At 70.8% G+C, this 15,949-nt stretch carries 13 protein-coding genes; 8 read left to right on the top strand and 5 right to left on the bottom strand.

The window, feature by feature from the left end; all coding sequences use genetic code 11:
- On the bottom strand, nt 1-197 hold a 197-nt coding region (locus tag VLK61_RS09135; RefSeq protein ID WP_325420373.1), incomplete at its 3' end, for a hypothetical protein.
- 113 nt (nt 198-310) lie between these two features.
- Here VLK61_RS09135 and VLK61_RS09130 point away from each other — a divergent pair.
- Complete coding sequence (locus VLK61_RS09130) at nt 311-2,137, top strand: S8 family peptidase (RefSeq protein WP_325420371.1); 1,827 nt, start codon at nt 311-313, stop codon at nt 2,135-2,137.
- Here VLK61_RS09130 and VLK61_RS09125 read toward each other — a convergent pair.
- Both VLK61_RS09125 and VLK61_RS09120 read right to left on the bottom strand, forming a co-directional pair.
- A complete protein-coding gene (locus VLK61_RS09125; protein ID WP_325420369.1) occupies nt 2,131-3,072 on the bottom strand; it encodes a rhodanese-like domain-containing protein in 942 nt (313 codons plus the stop codon). The genes VLK61_RS09130 and VLK61_RS09125 overlap by 7 nt on opposite strands.
- Before the next feature lie 140 nt (nt 3,073-3,212).
- Nucleotides 3,213-4,988 carry a hypothetical protein gene (locus VLK61_RS09120; protein ID WP_325420367.1) on the bottom strand — a complete coding sequence of 592 codons (1,776 nt, stop codon included), beginning with the start codon at nt 4,986-4,988 and terminating at the stop codon, nt 3,213-3,215.
- 260 nt (nt 4,989-5,248) lie between these two features.
- Here VLK61_RS09120 and VLK61_RS09115 point away from each other — a divergent pair, with 260 nt between their 5' ends.
- The 7 genes from VLK61_RS09115 to VLK61_RS09085 all read left to right on the top strand — a co-directional run bounded on the left by VLK61_RS09115 (nt 5,249) and on the right by VLK61_RS09085 (nt 12,587).
- Complete coding sequence (locus VLK61_RS09115) at nt 5,249-5,773, top strand: sigma-70 family RNA polymerase sigma factor (protein ID WP_325420365.1); 525 nt, start codon at nt 5,249-5,251, stop codon at nt 5,771-5,773.
- A complete protein-coding gene (locus VLK61_RS09110) occupies nt 5,770-6,801 on the top strand; it encodes a FecR domain-containing protein (protein ID WP_325420363.1) in 1,032 nt (343 codons plus the stop codon). The genes VLK61_RS09115 and VLK61_RS09110 overlap by 4 nt, the downstream gene beginning before the upstream one ends.
- Nucleotides 6,802-6,921: 120 nt before the next feature.
- A complete protein-coding gene (locus tag VLK61_RS09105) occupies nt 6,922-9,396 on the top strand; it encodes a TonB-dependent siderophore receptor (protein ID WP_325420361.1) in 2,475 nt (824 codons plus the stop codon).
- 11 nt (nt 9,397-9,407) lie between these two features.
- Nucleotides 9,408-9,689, top strand: a complete 282-nt coding sequence (locus VLK61_RS09100; protein ID WP_325420359.1) for a hypothetical protein — start codon at nt 9,408-9,410, stop codon at nt 9,687-9,689.
- A 22-nt stretch (nt 9,690-9,711) separates the two neighbouring features.
- Nucleotides 9,712-11,316, top strand: coding sequence for a PepSY-associated TM helix domain-containing protein (locus VLK61_RS09095; RefSeq protein ID WP_325420357.1), 1,605 nt, complete (start codon nt 9,712-9,714; stop codon nt 11,314-11,316).
- Nucleotides 11,309-11,644: a DUF3325 domain-containing protein gene (locus VLK61_RS09090; RefSeq protein WP_325420355.1), complete on the top strand. Its 336-nt coding sequence runs from the start codon at nt 11,309-11,311 to the stop codon at nt 11,642-11,644. Before VLK61_RS09095 ends, VLK61_RS09090 begins: the two co-directional genes overlap by 8 nt.
- A gap of 238 nt (nt 11,645-11,882) precedes the next feature.
- Nucleotides 11,883-12,587 (top strand): hypothetical protein, encoded by a 705-nt coding sequence (locus tag VLK61_RS09085; protein WP_325420353.1) that lies wholly within the window; start codon nt 11,883-11,885, stop codon nt 12,585-12,587.
- 5 nt (nt 12,588-12,592) lie between these two features.
- Here the strand turns inward: VLK61_RS09085 and VLK61_RS09080 are convergent, their stop codons facing one another.
- Together VLK61_RS09080 and VLK61_RS09075 are read right to left on the bottom strand one after the other, a co-directional pair.
- Entirely contained in the window at nt 12,593-13,000 is a 408-nt protein-coding gene (locus VLK61_RS09080) for a hypothetical protein (protein ID WP_325420351.1), read from the bottom strand.
- Between the two features lie 106 nt (nt 13,001-13,106).
- On the bottom strand, nt 13,107-15,803 hold the full coding sequence (locus tag VLK61_RS09075) for a LuxR C-terminal-related transcriptional regulator (RefSeq protein WP_325420349.1): 2,697 nt from the start codon (nt 15,801-15,803) through the stop codon (nt 13,107-13,109).
- Between the last annotated feature and the right edge of the window lie 146 nt (nt 15,804-15,949).

The raw sequence follows: 15,949 nt of genomic DNA, 5'->3' as shown, positions 1-15,949 counted from the left end.
GGCGCGGGCACGTAACGGCGCGGGTTGCCGCCGGGCCGGTACAGCAGCAACAGCCACAGGATCACGGCGGTGGCCAGCGCCACGGCAATGAGGATCAGATGCTGGCGGCGCGAGGTCGGCCGGTAGGCATCGACCTCGATGGCGCCCTCCTCCTTCGGCGCGCCACCGGGCTGGGCAGAGGGTGGGGTCGGTTTCACGGCGAGCCTTGACGTCGAGCAGAGGGGCGAATCCGGCATTGCACCACAGGCCCGGTGGGCCTTCGCGGCTTCGGCTGCCTCGTGGCCGGGAGCCGCGTCTATCATTCCTGGCCATGCTGGAAAACCGCTTGCCGATGCGCCTGCCGATGCGTTTCAGTCCTGCCAAAGCGCTGGCCTCGATGGCCGCCGTGCTGGCCCTCGCGCTGGGGCCGGCGGCCGCCGCGGCCGAACGGGGCTTGCCACGGCCCGAGCCATCGGCTGCCACGCTGGCCGCCGCCGACGAGGCGGCGGGCGCCCGGGTCATCGTCAAGTTCAAGGCGCGCGGCAGCCTGATGCGCGCACTGCAGGCCGGCGGCACGGCAGCCCGCGGCCCGCAACATGCCGCCGCGCTGGCCCGGCGCCTGGGCCTGGGTTTGCGGGACGGTCGGGTGATCGATGCACACAGCCAGGTGCTGTTCGGTACCCAGGGCCAACGCTCGGCGGATCTGGCCGCGCGGCTGGCGGCCGACGCCGATGTCGAATACGCCGTGCCGGACCGCCGCCGCCGCGCGCTGGGGGCGCCGGCCGACCCGCTGTTCGCCGCCAATGCCGCCATCTCGCCGGCGGCGGGCCAGTGGTACCTGCGCGCGCCGGACGCCACCTTCGTCTCGGCGATCAACGCCACCGCGGCCTGGAACGTCAGCACCGGCTCGGCCAGCATCGTGGTGGCCGACATCGACACCGGCGTGCGCTTCGAGCACCCCGACCTGGCGAGCAAGCTGCACCCGGGCTATGACTTCATCAACGACGTGTCCACGGCCAACGATGGCAGCGAGCGCGACAACGACCCCAGCGACCCCGGTGACTGGACCGCATTCAACGAGTGCAACGACGGCGGCGATGCCGTCGGCAGCAGCTGGCATGGCACGCAGACCTCGGGGCTGATCGCCGCGCAGACCGGCAATGCCGTGGGCATGGCCAGTGCCGGCTACAACGTGACGGTGTTGCCGGTGCGGGTGCTGGGCAAGTGCGGCGGCTGGGATTCGGACATCATTGCCGGCATGCTGTGGGCCGGCGGTGTGTCGGGCAATCCGAGCTTCAACCCGCACCCGGCGCGCGTGCTCAACATGAGCCTGGGCGGCGACGGTTCCTGCACCCCGGCTTACGCCGATGCAGTGCGCCGACTCAGCGCCGCCAACGTCGTCGTGGTGGCCGCCGCAGGCAACAGAACAGGCCTGGCGGTGGGCGTGCCGGCCAACTGCGCCGGCGTGGTCGCGGTGGCCGGCGTGCGCCATGCCGGCACCAAGGTCGGCTATTCGAACGTCGGCCCCGAGGTCACGCTGGCGGCACCGGCCGGCAACTGCGTCAACGAAGTCGGCGAGTGCCTGTACCCGATCCTGACCACCACCAACACGGGCAGCGCCGGCCCCGGCAACAGCAGCTACAGCGACGGCTTCAACGCCTCGTTCGGGACGAGTTTCGCCACGCCGCTGGTGGCCGGCACGGCCGCGCTGATGCTGTCGGTCAACCCGGCGCTGACGCCGGCCCAGCTGAAGAGCCTGCTGATGGCCACCACCCGGCCCTTCCCGACGACCAGCAGCGACCCCAGCGTGCCGCTGTGCCACGCCCCCAACGGCGTGGAGCAGATCGAGTGCTTCTGCACCGCCAGCACCTGCGGCGCCGGCCTGCTGGACGCCGGCGCGGCGGTGCGCGCGGCGGCCGGCCTGAGCGATGTCGACCGGGTGTTCAACTGGGCCGAGCTCACCTACCCGCAGTACTTCGCCGGGCCCGGCACGCCGGGCGTGTGGGCGCCCTACACCTACCGCTACTACGCCAGCAGCGGCAACTACCTGGGCACCGCCGGCGGCCGGATCTACCTGCACAACGGGCGGGACTGGAACCTGCTGGATGTCGGCGCGCTGGCCGACTACCTGGCGCTGGCCGCCGCCGCGGGTTATTGATTCATCTCCACGTCGTAGCCGTGTTCGACCCAGGCCTCGATGCCGCCGGCCAGCGGGCGCACGCGCTTGAAGCCGGCGCGCATCAGCCGCCGGGCCACCAGCGCCGCGCTGGCCTCGTTGGGGCAGTCGCAATAGACGATGACCTCGTCGGGCAGGCTGTCGGCCAGCCCCTGCTCGGCAATGCTGGTATCGATCGCGCGGCTGTCGATCCACACCGCGCCGGGGATGCAGCCCTCGCGCTGGGTGGCCAGCGAGCGCACGTCGATGATCAAGGGCCGCTCGTTGCGCCTGAGCATCGCGTTCAGTTCATCGACGCCGATGCGCGCCATGCGCAGCATGCGGATCAGCCGGTAGCGCTGCACGGCCTTGACGGCGATGTACAGCGCCAGCGCCGTCACCAGCAGCCCGACGCCCCAGCGGCCGGCCTGCGCGAAGACATCGAGCACCTCGTTCACCGCGTCGCGGAACAGCCAGCCGATGGCCACGGCCACGCCGCTCCACAGCAGCGCGCCGATGCTGTCGAACACCACGAAGCGGGCCAGCGGCGTGCGCACCACGCCGGCCATGCTGGTGGCCACCGCGGCGAAGCCGGGCACGAACTTGGCCACCATCAGCGAGGCCGGCCCCCAGCGCTCGTAGATCTTCTCGCTCTGCCGAACGCAGCTGTCGGGCGACAGCGACAGCGCGCACATCAGGCGCAGCACGCGACGGCCGAGCCGCGTGCCGGCGGCGTACCACAGCAGGTCGGCGACCAGGCTGGCCAACACCGCGACGGCGATGACCTGCCATGGGGGGATGCCGCTGCGCGCGGTGATGGCGCCGACGACGATCAGCGTCGGGTAGGCCGGCACCGGCAGGCCGACCTGCAGCGCGAAGACATTGGCCAGCACCAGCCACAGGCCATGCTGTTCGATCAGGGTCAGCAGGGTTTGCATGCGGGTCAATGATCGCAGCAGCGGACGACGCGATGCTGCACTGACCGCGGGGCCTCAGGGGACAAGACAGGGAGTCGGCGCAGAGCGCCCCGGTCGAGCGCTGACCTGCGGGGCAGGCCAGCAGGTCCGATCACGTCAGCTCAATCGACGCGGTCCGTCGCCTTCATCCGCAGGCACTGCGGATGCCGTGCCCAGGTGGCCTTCGCGCACTGCTGCTGCATGCAGCGGTAGAGCGAGAACTCCGTGCGGTCGCCGCACAGTTCGCGCGGGCTGTCCGGGCTGGCGGGAGCTGCGGGGTGCGCTGCGGCTTCGGCCGCCTGCGATGCAGCGGCGACGGGCGGCACGACGACGGTGGTGACAGACGACGTGGCGGCGGGCGAGTCAGTGGGTGGGGCAGCCCCGATCTCCGCACGCGGGCTCGACGAGGCGGCCGGCGGGGGCGTTTCGCCCTCAGCGGCCGCCTGCGCCGCCGAGGCCGCAGCCATTGGCGCGGTCGCGGCTTCTTCCGCGGCCTTCACCGGCGCAGGACTTGTCGACGGCATGGCCGATGCCACCGTCGGCTCGGCGCTGCGCGCTGGGAGCAGCCGCAGTTCCCAGGCGGCGTAGCCGATGAACCCCAGCAGCAGCACGACGAGCAGCAACCACAGGCCATACATCGGTCGACGGCGGCGTGGCAAGGCGGTCGGCGGCAGATCGAGCAGGCGCTGGGCCTGCCAGGGCGCTTCGACCCGCGCCGGTTGCGGCGGCGCTTGAAGCGGCGCTTGCAGCGGCAGCGGCTCGCTGCGCGGCGGGATCGACTCGATCACGCGCTGGATCAAGGCGACCGTCTCGGCGTCGACTGTCTCTTCCGTCGGTGGCGGCGTCGTCGCGGGGGCCTCGGCAACCGTCGCACCTGGCGCCGGCGCGGCGGTGGGCATGGACTGCGTCTCGAGCCCATCCGCCAGCGGTGCCTGCGCGGCTGCCGGCGAAGCTGCCGGCAGGGGCGACTCCGCCGCGCGCTGCGGGCCGTGATCCAGCCCATCGCGGAACGCCGCCACCGACTGCGGCCGCTCGGCGATGTCGAGCGAGGCTGCGGCATCCAGCGTGGCGAGGAAGTTCTGGCTGTAGCGCACGCCCGGTGCGTCGAAGTACAGCTTCTCCACCATCGCCGCCACCGGCTCGGGCACGGGCCCGCCCGGCGGCGGTGGCAGCATGCCGCTGATACAGAAACGCACCACGCCAGCCAGTGCGAAGAAGTCGGTCCACGGCCCGGTCGGCGCGTACTCGGACGGCGCAAGCTGCTCCGGCGCGGCGAAGCTGGGCTCCAGCGGTCGCACCGGCGAACCGACGGCGCCGATGGCGGTGTCGCGCCGGGCCGTGCCCGGGCCGAGCAGCAAGGCGCGGTCGTCGTCGAGCAGCAGGATCTGCGTCGGGTTCACGCCGCCGTGCACGCCGCCGACGCGGTGGTAGGCCTCCAGCGCATCCAGCAGGTCGCCCAGCAGCGCACGCAGTGCCGGTTCGTCGGGCGGAGCGTCGATGTCGTGCCGCACGTCGAGCAAGGGCCGGCCCGCGTACCAGGGCATCACGCGGTAGCTCGTGCCGTGCGCATGCAGCAGCTGGCGCACGCGCAGCAGCGACGGGTGGTCACAGCGCGCGAGCACGCGGGCCTCGTTCGCGAAGGCATGGCGACCGCGTTCGAACGCGTCGACGGCGTCGGCATCCAGCGGCTCCACGTCGCCATCGGCCTTGCGCCACGCCAAGTGCTTCGGCAGGTACTCCTTGATCGCCACCGGGATGCCGAGGTTGTGATCCCACGCGCGGTAGACCACGCCGTTGGCGTGCACGAGCACGACGGCCTGCAGTTCGAAGTTGTCCAGGCGGTAGCCCGGGGCCACGCCGCCATCGGCGGGCTTGGCCAGCGGATCGTGAGCATTCATCGCCGCACCCTAGCGCAGCCGCAGCGATGCCCTGTTAGCCGATGTTGTGAGGGCGGCGTGCGATTCGCGCCCCGCGCAGCGGCATGCGCCAAGGCGGGAGCTTCGACGGCGACTCGGCAGGACGCCAGGACGCGCGTGTCGAGCGCTGGGGCGAGCCATACGTTCTGTTGCGCCCTGCCGGGAGATCAATATAGAATGAGAAGCGTTCTCATTTACGATATCGATCGCACACTCCATCGGAGTCTGGAAGGGGCGGCACCATGCCGGGGATTCACGTCGCACTGCAGGTTGATGTTCACGCCCTGTACCGCCGCGACCATGGCTGGCTGCAGGCCTGGTTGCGCCGCAAGCTCGGCTGTTCGCAGAACGCGGCGGACCTCGCGCACGACACCTATCTGCGCATCATCACCTCGGGCCGCACGCCGCCGCTGGAGCAGTCCCGCGCGCACCTGATGCAGATCGCCAAGGGCCTGGTCATCGACCAGTACCGGCGTCGGCGCATCGAGGCCGCCTACCTCGACGCGCTGGCCTGCCAGCCCGAGGCGACGGCGCCATCGCCCGAGGAGCGGGCCCTGGTGCTGGAGGTGCTGATTCGCATCGACACCGCGCTCGGCCAGCTGGCACCCAAGGTCCGCGAGACCTTCGTGCTGTCGCAGTTCGAGGGCCTGACCTACAGCGTCATTGCCCTGCAGCAAGGCATCGCCGTGGCCACCGTTCGAAAGTACATGCTCAAGGCCACGGAGGCCTGTTTCGCCGCGCTCGGCGACGATCGCTGCGCGCCATGAGCGTGCCGAATGCCGCCGCCCTGCCGCCTGCCGCGCCGGCCGACGCCTGGCGGGAGGCCCTTGAATGGCAGGTCGTGCTGTGGTCCGGTGAAGTCACGGCCGAGGAGCGGCAGGCCTTCGAGCGCTGGCGCGCCGCACACCCCGCGCACCAACAGGCCTGGCAGCGCGTTCAGCGCCAGGGCCGGCAGCTGCACGTGGCGCCGGACCGCGTGGCCCGCGCGGTGCTGCGGCCGCCCAGGCCAGCGCCTGCGCCTGCGCGCCGCAGCGTCTTGCGGGGCCTCGGCCTCTTGGCCGCAGCCGGCATCGTGGCCGGCGCGGTGGCGGAGAAGCGGCCGTGGCAGCTGGCAATGGCCGAGCACCGCACGGCCCGTGGCGAGAAGCGGGACCTGACCCTGCCCGACGGCAGCCGCCTGACGCTGAACACGGCCAGTGCCGTCGACCTGCGCTTCGGCGCCGACGCGCGGCGTGTGTTGTTGCGCAGCGGCGAGATCTTCGTTGCGACGGCCCGCCATACAGCCCACCAAACGTCGCGCCAGACGGCGCACCAGGAGTCGCGCGAGGACCGCCCCTTCATCGTCGAGACCGAGGAGGGCAGCGTCCGTGCGCTGGGCACCCGGTTCACCGTGCGCCGCTTCGATGAGAAGGACCCGGCCCAGGTCCTGGTGCAGGTCTTCGAGGGCGCCGTGGAGATCTCACCGCGCGGCGGCGCGCCGATCCAGTTGGACGCTGGCCGACAGGCGCGCTTCGGCCACGCAGTTGCCGAGGCCTCGCAGGCCGCTGACACCCTCGCCGCGGCATGGTCCCAGGGCCTGCTGGTGGCCGAACGCATGCGCCTGGGCGACTTCCTGGCCGAGCTGGGCCGCTACCGCAGCGGTGTGCTGCGCTGCGACCCGGCGGTGGCCGGCCTGGTGGTGTCGGGCGTCTACCCGCTGGACGACAGCGACCGCGTTCTGAACTCGCTGGCGCAGGCGCTGCCGGTGCGCGTGCACATGAGCACCCGCTACTGGGTGACCGTGACGGCGCGCTGAGTCGAACCGCTCACTTTTTTCAGCGCAAGCCGTAGCACTTTTTCTGCGTCGTTCGGGATGGAGGTAAGGGCAGCGCTCGCACCAGCGGCAGCCCACCGTCCACCATCGAAGAGGAAGACCATGCATCCCGACCTGAGCGCCGCCGGCCCGCGGCACGTGCCCGTGCGCCAACGATTCCGGCGCACCATCCTGTCGCAAGCCGTTCTGTGTGCCGGCTGGGCGGCCGCTCTCGGCAGCACCGCGTCCTTCGCCCAGGCCCAGGCGCCGATGCATCAGGCACACGCGGTCGCGCGCCACGACATCCCGTCCGGCCGCCTGGACCAGGCGCTGAACCGCTTCGCCGTGTCGGCCGGCATCCTGCTGGCGATCGATGCTGCACTGACGGCCGGCAAGACCAGTGCGGGGCTGTCGGGCAGCTACGGCGTGCGCGAAGGACTGTCGGCGCTGCTGCAGGGCAGCGGGCTCGAGGCCGTCGCGCAACCGGGCGGCGACTATGCGCTGCGGGCATCGACCACCGCGCCCGGTGCGGCCGGCAGCAGCGCGCCGGTGGAGCACGCGCCCTTGCAGACCATCCAGGTGATGGGCCAACGGGATACGAACGGCGGCTACCGCAAGCAAGAGGCCAGCGGCGCCAGCAAGATCTCGGCGCCGCTGCGCGACCTCCCGGTCTCGGTGCAGGTCGTGCCGCGCAAGGTGATCGACGACCAGGGCGCCTTCCGAACCGAAGACATCGTGCAGAACGCCAGCGGCGTCAACATCGGCGCGCCCTCGTCCCGCTCTGGCGACAACCTCATCTTCCGCGGCTTCTCGACGAGCGAGTTCCTGCGCGACGGCATGCCCGACCGGCGCCGCTCGATGCGGGACACGTCGAACATCGAGCAGATCGAGGTGCTCAAGGGCCCGGCTTCCGTGCTCTACGGTCGCATCGAGCCGGGCGGAACGCTCAACTACATCACCAAGCGCCCGCTCTTCGTGCCGCGCTACGAGGCCAGCCTGCGCGTCGACAGCTACGGGCTGGTTCGGCCGACCGTGGACCTGTCCACCGTGTCCGAAGGCGGCACGCTGGGCCTGCGGCTGAACGCGGCGCTGGAACATGGCGGCACCTACCGCGATGACTCGTTCTCCGATCGCCAATTCCTCGCCGGGGCCGTGGGCTGGCGGCCGAGCAGCCGCACCCAGGTCTCGGCCGAATTCGAACTGCTGGAGGATCACCGCTCCAACGGCGACGACATGGGCCTGCCGTTCTACCGCGGTGCGCCGGCGCCGATCCCGCTGTCGCGGCTGCTCAGCGAACCCGAGCACTACCGCGACACCTCCGACCGCCTGTTCGGCTACACCGTGGACCACCAGATCGATGGCGAGTGGAAGCTGCGGCATGCGCTGCGCCACGTCACGCAGACGACCCAGCTGATCAAGGACAACCTGAACAGCCGCAGCGTCAGCACCGAGTACATCTCGAACGTGGACCCCGTCACTGGCAGGATCGGGCGCAACTTCGCCGAGCAGCAGACGGACCGCGAGACGCTGACGGCCCAATTCGAGGTCTCCGGCGACATCCGCCTGCAGGCCATGCGCCACCAGGTGCTGCTCGGCGCCGAGACGGACCGCATAGCGAGCACCGACAACAACGGGTCCGCGAGCGCCGGTGTGGCGGCCAACGAACTCGACATCTTCAACCCGGTCTACGGCCAGCTCTCGCGCCAAGGCTTGCGGCAGACGACGCTCAGCGACAGCGCCATCCGCGCGAAGGCGCTGTACCTGCAGGATCTGGTGGACCTGGCGCCGCAGTGGAAGCTGCTGCTGGGCGCGCGCTACGACCAGGCCCGGAACCGCAATGCGAACCGACTCAACGGCAGCTTGGCCGGGGCGGACTCCTCGGCGCTGTCGCCGCGTGCCGGCATCGTCTGGCAACCGAGCCCGGTGCTCGCGGTGTACGGCAGTTACAGCGAGGCCTTCGCGCCGGTGGTCGGGCAGGACTTCTTCGGCAAGCTGTTCAAGCCGACGATCGGCGAACAGCTCGAGCTGGGTGTCAAGTCCGACTGGTTCGACGGCAAGCTGTCGCTCAGCGCCGCCGTGTTCAGGATAACCAAGACCAACATCAGCGCGGCCGATCCCGAGCACAACGGCTTCAACATCCAGACCGGGGAAATCACCAGCGACGGCGTGGAGTTCGATGTCGTCGGCTCGCCGCTGCCGAGGCTGGGCGTGATCGCCAACCTCTCGCTGACCGACGTGCGCATCACCCAAGAAACCCGGGCTAACCTGATTGGTGTGCGGCCGTCGAACACGGCGCGGGCGAATGCCCGCTTGTGGGTGAACTACGACTTCCAGGGTGAATCGTGGCGCAACTGGAGCGCCGGCGCCGGCGGCACCTACGTCGGCGACCGCGTCAACAGCAACAGCCAGCGCGACTTCCACACGGTGCCCAGCTACGTGCGCTGGGACGCCACCCTGGCCTACCGGGCCAGGGACTGGCGCTTCGCGTTCAAGCTGGAGAACCTGTTCGACAAGCGCTACTACGTCTCCAGCAACAACCTGGTCTTGTCGCCGGGGAACCCGCGCAACCTGGCGCTCACGGCCAGCTACCGCTTCTAGGCCTGCAGCCGATGAACAAGGTTCTGGCCATGAGCCTGCGCGTCAGCGGCGCCGTGCTGGGCGGCTACGCCTTCAGTGCCGCCTGCGTCGCGCTGGCCGCGACGGCCCTGCCGCGCATCACCGGCATGGCACGCAGTGAAGCCGTGCTGCTGTCGAGCTTGCTCGGCTTCCTGCTGTACCTCGTCGCGCTACTGTGGGCATTTGCCGAACGCGCGACGTGGCGGGTCTGGGCCGTCTTCGTCGGTGGTGCCGCGGTGGCGCTGCTGCTGACGTTCTTCGTCAAGAGCCACTGAGGCATTCACCGGGAGAAGAATCATGGGCGCAACGTTCCGCAAGTCGATGGCATGGCTGCACACCTGGTCGGGGGTCGTGATCGGCGGCCTGCTGTTCGCCATCTTCTGGATGGGCACGCTGTCGGTGTTCGACCGCGAGATCGACCGCTGGATGGCGCCGATGACACGCCTGCAGGTGCCCGCGGCGGCGATCTCGATCGATGCATCCGCGCGACCCATTGCCGAGCGCCTGGCAGCCACGGCCACGCAGTGGACCTTCGTGCTGCCGAACGAGCGCATGCCCAGCCTGCGCCTGCAGTGGCGCGATGCCGCGGGCAAGAACCAGTCGCGCTACTTCGATCCAGCGACGGGTGCGACCCTCCCGGCCACCGGCACCCATGGCGGCTCGGGCTTTCTCTACCCGTTCCACTACCGGCTGCACATCAGCTTCCTGGACATCGGCTACTGGCTGGTGGGCTTGGCCACGATGGCGATGCTGGTGGCCCTGGTGTCGGGCGTGGTGATCCACAAGAAGATCTTCGTCGAGTTCTTCACCTTCCGGCCCCACAAGCAGATCCAGCGCGCGTCGCTCGACCTGCACAACCTGAGCAGCGTGCTGGCGCTGCCCTTCCACTTCACCATCGCCCTGTCGGGGCTGATGATCTTCTTCGCGATCTACTTCCCGGGCGGCTGGCAGGCGGCCTATGACGGCGACAGGCGCGCCTTCAACGCCGAGGCCTCCGACACCTTCCAGCGCCCCTTGGCCGGGCAGCCCGGAACGCTGGGCTCGCTGGATGCGATGGTGGCGCAGGCGCGCGGCGCCTGGGGCGGCGGCCTGGTTTCCCAGGTACGCGTCCACCACCAAGGCGACGCCGGCAGCTACGTGGAAGTGCGGCGCTCCATCGCGGACCGGGTGACGAAGAACGCGCAGACCCTCTACTTCGACGCCGGCAGCGGCGCCGAACTGGCGCGCAGCGAGGTGAAGCCGGTCAAGAACGCGCTGAACTTCATCACCGGGCTGCACGAGATCCAGTTCAGGCACTGGACGCTGCGCTGGCTGTACTTCCTGGCGGGGCTGTCCGGTTGCGTGATGATCGCCACCGGCTTCCTGTTCTGGCTGGAAGCACGGCGCGCCGGGCACGCGAAGAAGGGCCTTGCCGGCGTGCGCGTGGTGGAGGCGATGACGATCGGCAGCGTCACCGGCATCGTCATCGCCACGCTTGCTTTCTTCGTTATCAATCGCTTGCTGCCGCTGGGCAGCAGCTTGGCCGGCCAGGACCGCGCGGCACTCGAGATGTGGGTGTTCTATCTCACCTGGCTGGCCAGCTTCGGCCATGCCGCGTGGCGGCGAGCCGACCCGGCCACGCAGCCGGCGCGCCGCGCCTGGCGCGAGCAGTGCACCGCCATCGCCGTGCTGGCCGTGGCGGCCGTGCTGCTCAATGCCCTGACGACCGGCGACCCCTTGTTCAAGACCCTGGCCCAGGGCTACTGGCCGGTGGCGGGCATGGACCTGATGCTGCTGCTGGGTGCCGGCTTGGCGCTCTGGACTGCGCGCCGCGTGGGCCGCTCCGCCACGCGCCGAGTGCGCGCTGCAAGCCTGCATCCAGCTTCAGCGACAACAGCGACCGAGAGCGCACACCGTGTCTGAGTCCGCACTGACGCTCATCGCCGCGCTGGGCAGCTACCTGGGCTTCGCCTTGTTGGCCTTGAGCCAGGAACGGCACTGGTCGACCGTGTCAAAAACATCCGTCGCGCAGCGCGTGCGCCGAATCGGGCCCGCGGGCACGGGGCTGCTGGCGCAGCCTGCCGCGTTGACCCTGACCATCGTCGCGCATGGCGCCGGCTTCGGCGTGCTGCTCTGGGCCGTGATGATCTCGGCAGCGGCCCTGGCCGTCGCCTTCACGCTGAGCTGGCGGCCGCAGTGGCTGCAGCCGATCGCCCGGCTGCTGCGCATTTCCCCGACAAGCGGGCGTTGACCGATGCCACCCGACGTCGACGACGGGCTCGTCGTGATGCGGAAGGTCGGGCAAGGCGGGCAGCCGCCAAGCCAACGGGTCGATGAGCTTGTTCGCGACATGACCGCAGCGCAGGGTATTCATCCCGCGCTTCATCGGGTGCTGGTCGATGAGGTGCCGGGCGACACCGGGGCGCTGGAGCGTCTGAACGCTCACATCGTGTTGCAGCGGGTATCGCAACGCCGCTTAAGCTGCCGCGATGTTTGGATCGCGCAAAGCCATTGTCTTCGACCCCTACCGCGGCCGGCGCCGTCGCAGCGTGCCGACCTGGCTGCTGCTGCTGGTGCTGGGCATCGCGCTCGGCATCGCCGCCGTGGTCACGGTGCAGCACAAGCTGCTGCCGCCGCGGCTGAGCGCTGACGACTCGCAGGCACTGCGCGAATCGTTCGCGAAGGCTGACGCCGAACGTGAGCGGCTGCTGCACGAGCGCGACCGCTTGCAGCAGCAACTCGACAAGACGAACGCTGAAGCACGCCAACGCGACACGGCGCTGGGCGCTGCCCAGAGCGCTGCCGAACGCGCGCGCGCCGGCCTGGTCGCGCTGCTCGCGATCTTGCCGCCCGACCCGCGGGCGGCGCAGAACGCCGTCGAAGTGCGCATCGGCCGTTTCACGGCACGCCGCGGCAGCCTGGACTACGAGGTCGTGCTGACGCGGCGCAAAGCCGCCAAGCCGCTGGCCGGCGTGATGCAGATCGTCGTCGCCGGGGTATCCGCCGGCGGCAAGCCAACGACGCTGACGATGGAGCCGGTGATCCTGTCGGTCGAAGGCCACGAGATCCTCAGCGGCTCGATGCGCCTGCCCGACGACTTCACGCCGCGCCGCACGACGGTGCAGGTGCTCGACCGGCCGGCGGGGCGTTCGCTGGGCATGCGGGTGCTGAACGTGGAGGGTCCCGAGGCCTGACCGCCTCAGCGCTGCAGCACCGTCCAGGTTTCCAGGTTCAGCTCGTCGACGATCAAGCCGCCGGCGAAGCTGAGCAGCCGCGTGCGTTTGAGTTCGATGCGGTCGCCAGGCGTCAGCGTGACGCCGGCAACGCCGTCGGCAGGGCAGATGAAGGTCAGCGCCGATTCGTCGATCAGCCGCGCGCCGGCCACCACGCGCCGCAGGACCACCGGCTCGGCCGCAGCGAAGCGCCGGGCATCGTCGCGCAGTTGCGCCAGCACCGCATCACGGCCCTCGATCAGCAGTCCGCGCGCCGGCGCCCGCCAGCACACCGCGGCGTCGTAGAGCGCAGCGGCAGCCTGTGGCCAGTCCGCGGGCCGCTCCAGCCACTGCAGGGCCAGCGAGAGGGCATCGGTCGCAGCGTGATCTTTCATCGGCAGCCGTCGGCCTTGAGCGAAAACAGCCAGTGTCGGCAGCGCAGCCGGCCGCGTCATCGCCCGGAAGAGCCATGCCCGTCGGCTGACCTGCCGCGGCGCGCTTTTAGTCTGTGTCGCGCCGCCACAGCGCGGCCGCCTGGACCCGGTTATCGCAGTCGAGCTTGTCGAGGATGTTGGCGAGATGGCGCTTGACGGTGTGCGCACTCAGCGAGAGCTGCCGCGCCAGCAGCTTGTTGGACAGGCCTTGCGCCACCAGTTCAAGCACTTCGCGCTCGCGTTCGGTCAGCGGCAGCCGCGACGGGCCCAGCGGCGCCGGCGCGGCGCGGGGGGGCGTGTCGGCGGTTGGGTGCGCAGTTGCGTGCGCGGCGGCCGAGCGCCAAGCGGCCAGCGTCTGCTGCAGCCCCGCCACCTGGGCGGCTTGGGGCGCCTTGGCCGGGCACAGCGCCAGCAGGCTGTCGACCAGCGCGGCGGGTTCCAGCAGCAAGCGGCCGGGCGTGCCATCGCGAGCGATCTCCTGCAGCACGGGCACGGCCGCGGCCCAGGCGCGGGCCGTGTCGTGGCGCCGCAGGTGGACGCCGGCGAGCGCCACCCGGGGGTCGGCATAAAAGGCCGGCGCCGGGTAGCGGGCGTGCTGCGCGACCGCTGACGCCAACGCGTCCTGCGCGGCGTCCAGCGCACCAGCCAGCAGGGCGGCCTGGCCGCGAACGCTCTCCACCGCGCCCGCGGTCAGCGGCCATTCGCGGTGGCGCAGCGGCCCTTCGAGCCAGGCCGCCTGGGCCGCAAGCCCGGGGCCATCCTGCGCCATCCACAGCGTGCGGGCCAGCACGCTGCGATACGGGCGCTGCCACACGCGGCGCAGGCCTTCGGCATCGCCGGACGCCAGATCCGTCAGCAAGGCCTCGAGGACCTGAAGTGCAGCGTCGAACTCGCCGGTCGCCGCGAGCAGCAGCGCCTGCAGGTGGGTGGCGTCGAGCAGCACGTAGCGCACCTTGCCGAAGCGATGCTGGATCTCCTCGGCGCGCTGCAGCGCCTGCGTGGCACCGGCGCGGCGCGCTTGCCACAGGGCCGCCCAGGCACCGAGCACCACCGGCGTCGAATGCCAGGGCATGGCGGCCGGCTTGGGCACCGAGTCGCACAGCGCCGCAAACTGCAGGTAGGCCTCGGTCACGCCGGGCAGGCCGCCGAAGTGGCAGTTGAGGGTGGGTGCCACCTGCGGCGCATAACGCGCCGGGTCCTCGGCCACCAACGCATTCATCGTGGCCAGGTGCTGGCCGACCTGCCCGCTGTGGCCGAGCGAAAAATCGCTCCACGCCCGCTGCAGGTGGAATTGCGCCGCGTCGCTGGCAGGCAGGTCCAGGCGCAAGCTGCGCTCGGTCAGCGCCGCGCGCTCTTCCAGGTGGCCCAGCGCGCCGAGCGAAGCGGACAGCAGCAGCTGGGCCCGCAGCTGGCCGGGCAAGTCGCCCGACTGCTCGAGGCCTTCTGCGGCCGGTGCCGCATGCAGCAGCACCTGCTCCCAGTCCCAGCGCGACCAGGCGCATTCGGTGCGCAGCAAGGCCAGCCGCGGATCGGCCGCCACGACGTCGACCGGCAGCCGTTCAATCCAGCGCTCCAGCGTCGCATACGCCCCTTCGCTGGCCAAGCGCAGCCCATGGCGCACGATCAGGTCAGCAGCAGCTGTCCAGCGCCCGGCGTCGAGCCAGTGGCTGATCGCGCGCTCGGGCAGGTCTTCGGCCGCCGCAGCGCGCTCGTGCAGCAGTTGCGCGTGGGCCGCCGGCTTGCGCGCCAGCTGCGCCAGCAGGAAGTCGCGAAACAGGTCATGGAAGCGCAGCACCGGCTGGCTGTCTTCGACCACGCTCAGGAACAGGTGGCGGCGCAGCAGGGCGTCGAGCACGTCATCGCTGTCACCGCGCAACGTCACGGCCTGGCAGCGTGCCGGATTCAGCTCGGGCAGCACGGCACAGTCGATCGCGAAGTCGCGCAAGGCCGGCGGCAGTTCATCGAGCACTTCCTGGGCCAGAAAGTCGAACAAGGCCCGCCGCGGCACCTCGTGCTGCAGCGCTGGCCGCACGATGCCCATGCCGGTGCTGGAGGCCAGCAGCAGATTGACGCCGACCGCCCAGCCACCTGTGCGCGCCAGCGCGTCGCGCACGATCTCGAGCGCCGGTGCGCTGCCCCAGCGGTGCTGTGCCAGCGCGATGACGGTGGGTTCGTCGAAGCGCAGCGGGCTGGCGTCGATCTCGCCCAGCTCACCGTGGGCACGCAGCCGGGCCAGCGACAAGGCCGGCTCGGTGCGTGAGCCCAGCACCAGCGCCACGTGCTCGGGCAGGCGCTCGATCAACGAATCGAGCAGGCTGACGGCGTTCGAGTCGGTGATGCGGTGCAGGTCGTCGAGCAGCCAGACCACGCGCTGGGCCGGCACGGTGCACAGCGCGTTGACGATGCCGGCCAGCACGGCACGCGCCTCGGGGCCGCTGCCGGTGACGTTGGCCACCAGGGCACGCGGGTCCATCTCCCAGGCCATGTCGAGCGGCAGCAGCGACTGCACCAGCGTCGCCAGCAGCCGGGCCGGGTGGTTGTCGCTGTCGTCCAGCGCCACCCAGACCGCCAGTTCGCCCGGCGCATCCGCTGCGGCGAGCTGCACCATCAAGGTGGTCTTGCCCGAGCCCGCCGGCGCGCAGATCAAAGTCACCGGCTTGTCCAGCGTGAGTTGGCGCAGGTGGGCCAGCAGGGCATCGCGGCGCACGAAATCACGCCGGGGTCGCGGCACCCGGAACTTGGTCAGCGCGACAGCCGTCGGCATGGGCAGGGCGGCTGGCTCGGTTGTCACGGGTGGACTTCTCGGTGTGCGGACGAAGCCGAAATTCTAGGGGGGCGCCAAGAGAGCCCAGCCCGTGCACCTTGTGCTCACCCCGCGGGTGCGGGGTCGCTCTGCCGAGCCGACCGCGG

This window comes from Aquabacterium sp. (genome assembly GCF_035476535.1).
Taxonomy (GTDB): Bacteria; Pseudomonadota; Gammaproteobacteria; order Burkholderiales; family Burkholderiaceae_C; genus Pseudaquabacterium.
The sequence above is the reverse complement of the archived record's forward strand: the minus strand, read 5'-3'. Positions and strand labels throughout refer to the sequence as shown.

What these genes read in the sequence shown, in the direction of transcription:
- VLK61_RS09100 (WP_325420359.1), top strand. Translation starts at nt 9,408, where the DNA reads ATGAACAAGGTTCTGGCCATGAGCCTGCGCGTCAGCGGCGCCGTGCTG.
- VLK61_RS09075 (WP_325420349.1), bottom strand. Translation starts at nt 15,803, where the DNA reads ATGCCGACGGCTGTCGCGCTGACCAAGTTCCGGGTGCCGCGACCCCGG.
- VLK61_RS09115 (WP_325420365.1), top strand. Translation starts at nt 5,249, where the DNA reads ATGCCGGGGATTCACGTCGCACTGCAGGTTGATGTTCACGCCCTGTAC.
- VLK61_RS09130 (WP_325420371.1), top strand. Translation starts at nt 311, where the DNA reads ATGCTGGAAAACCGCTTGCCGATGCGCCTGCCGATGCGTTTCAGTCCT.
- VLK61_RS09125 (WP_325420369.1), bottom strand. Translation starts at nt 3,072, where the DNA reads ATGCAAACCCTGCTGACCCTGATCGAACAGCATGGCCTGTGGCTGGTG.
- VLK61_RS09080 (WP_325420351.1), bottom strand. Translation starts at nt 13,000, where the DNA reads ATGAAAGATCACGCTGCGACCGATGCCCTCTCGCTGGCCCTGCAGTGG.
- VLK61_RS09085 (WP_325420353.1), top strand. Translation starts at nt 11,883, where the DNA reads ATGTTTGGATCGCGCAAAGCCATTGTCTTCGACCCCTACCGCGGCCGG.
- VLK61_RS09095 (WP_325420357.1), top strand. Translation starts at nt 9,712, where the DNA reads ATGGGCGCAACGTTCCGCAAGTCGATGGCATGGCTGCACACCTGGTCG.
- VLK61_RS09120 (WP_325420367.1), bottom strand. Translation starts at nt 4,988, where the DNA reads ATGAATGCTCACGATCCGCTGGCCAAGCCCGCCGATGGCGGCGTGGCC.
- VLK61_RS09105 (WP_325420361.1), top strand. Translation starts at nt 6,922, where the DNA reads ATGCATCCCGACCTGAGCGCCGCCGGCCCGCGGCACGTGCCCGTGCGC.
- VLK61_RS09110 (WP_325420363.1), top strand. Translation starts at nt 5,770, where the DNA reads ATGAGCGTGCCGAATGCCGCCGCCCTGCCGCCTGCCGCGCCGGCCGAC.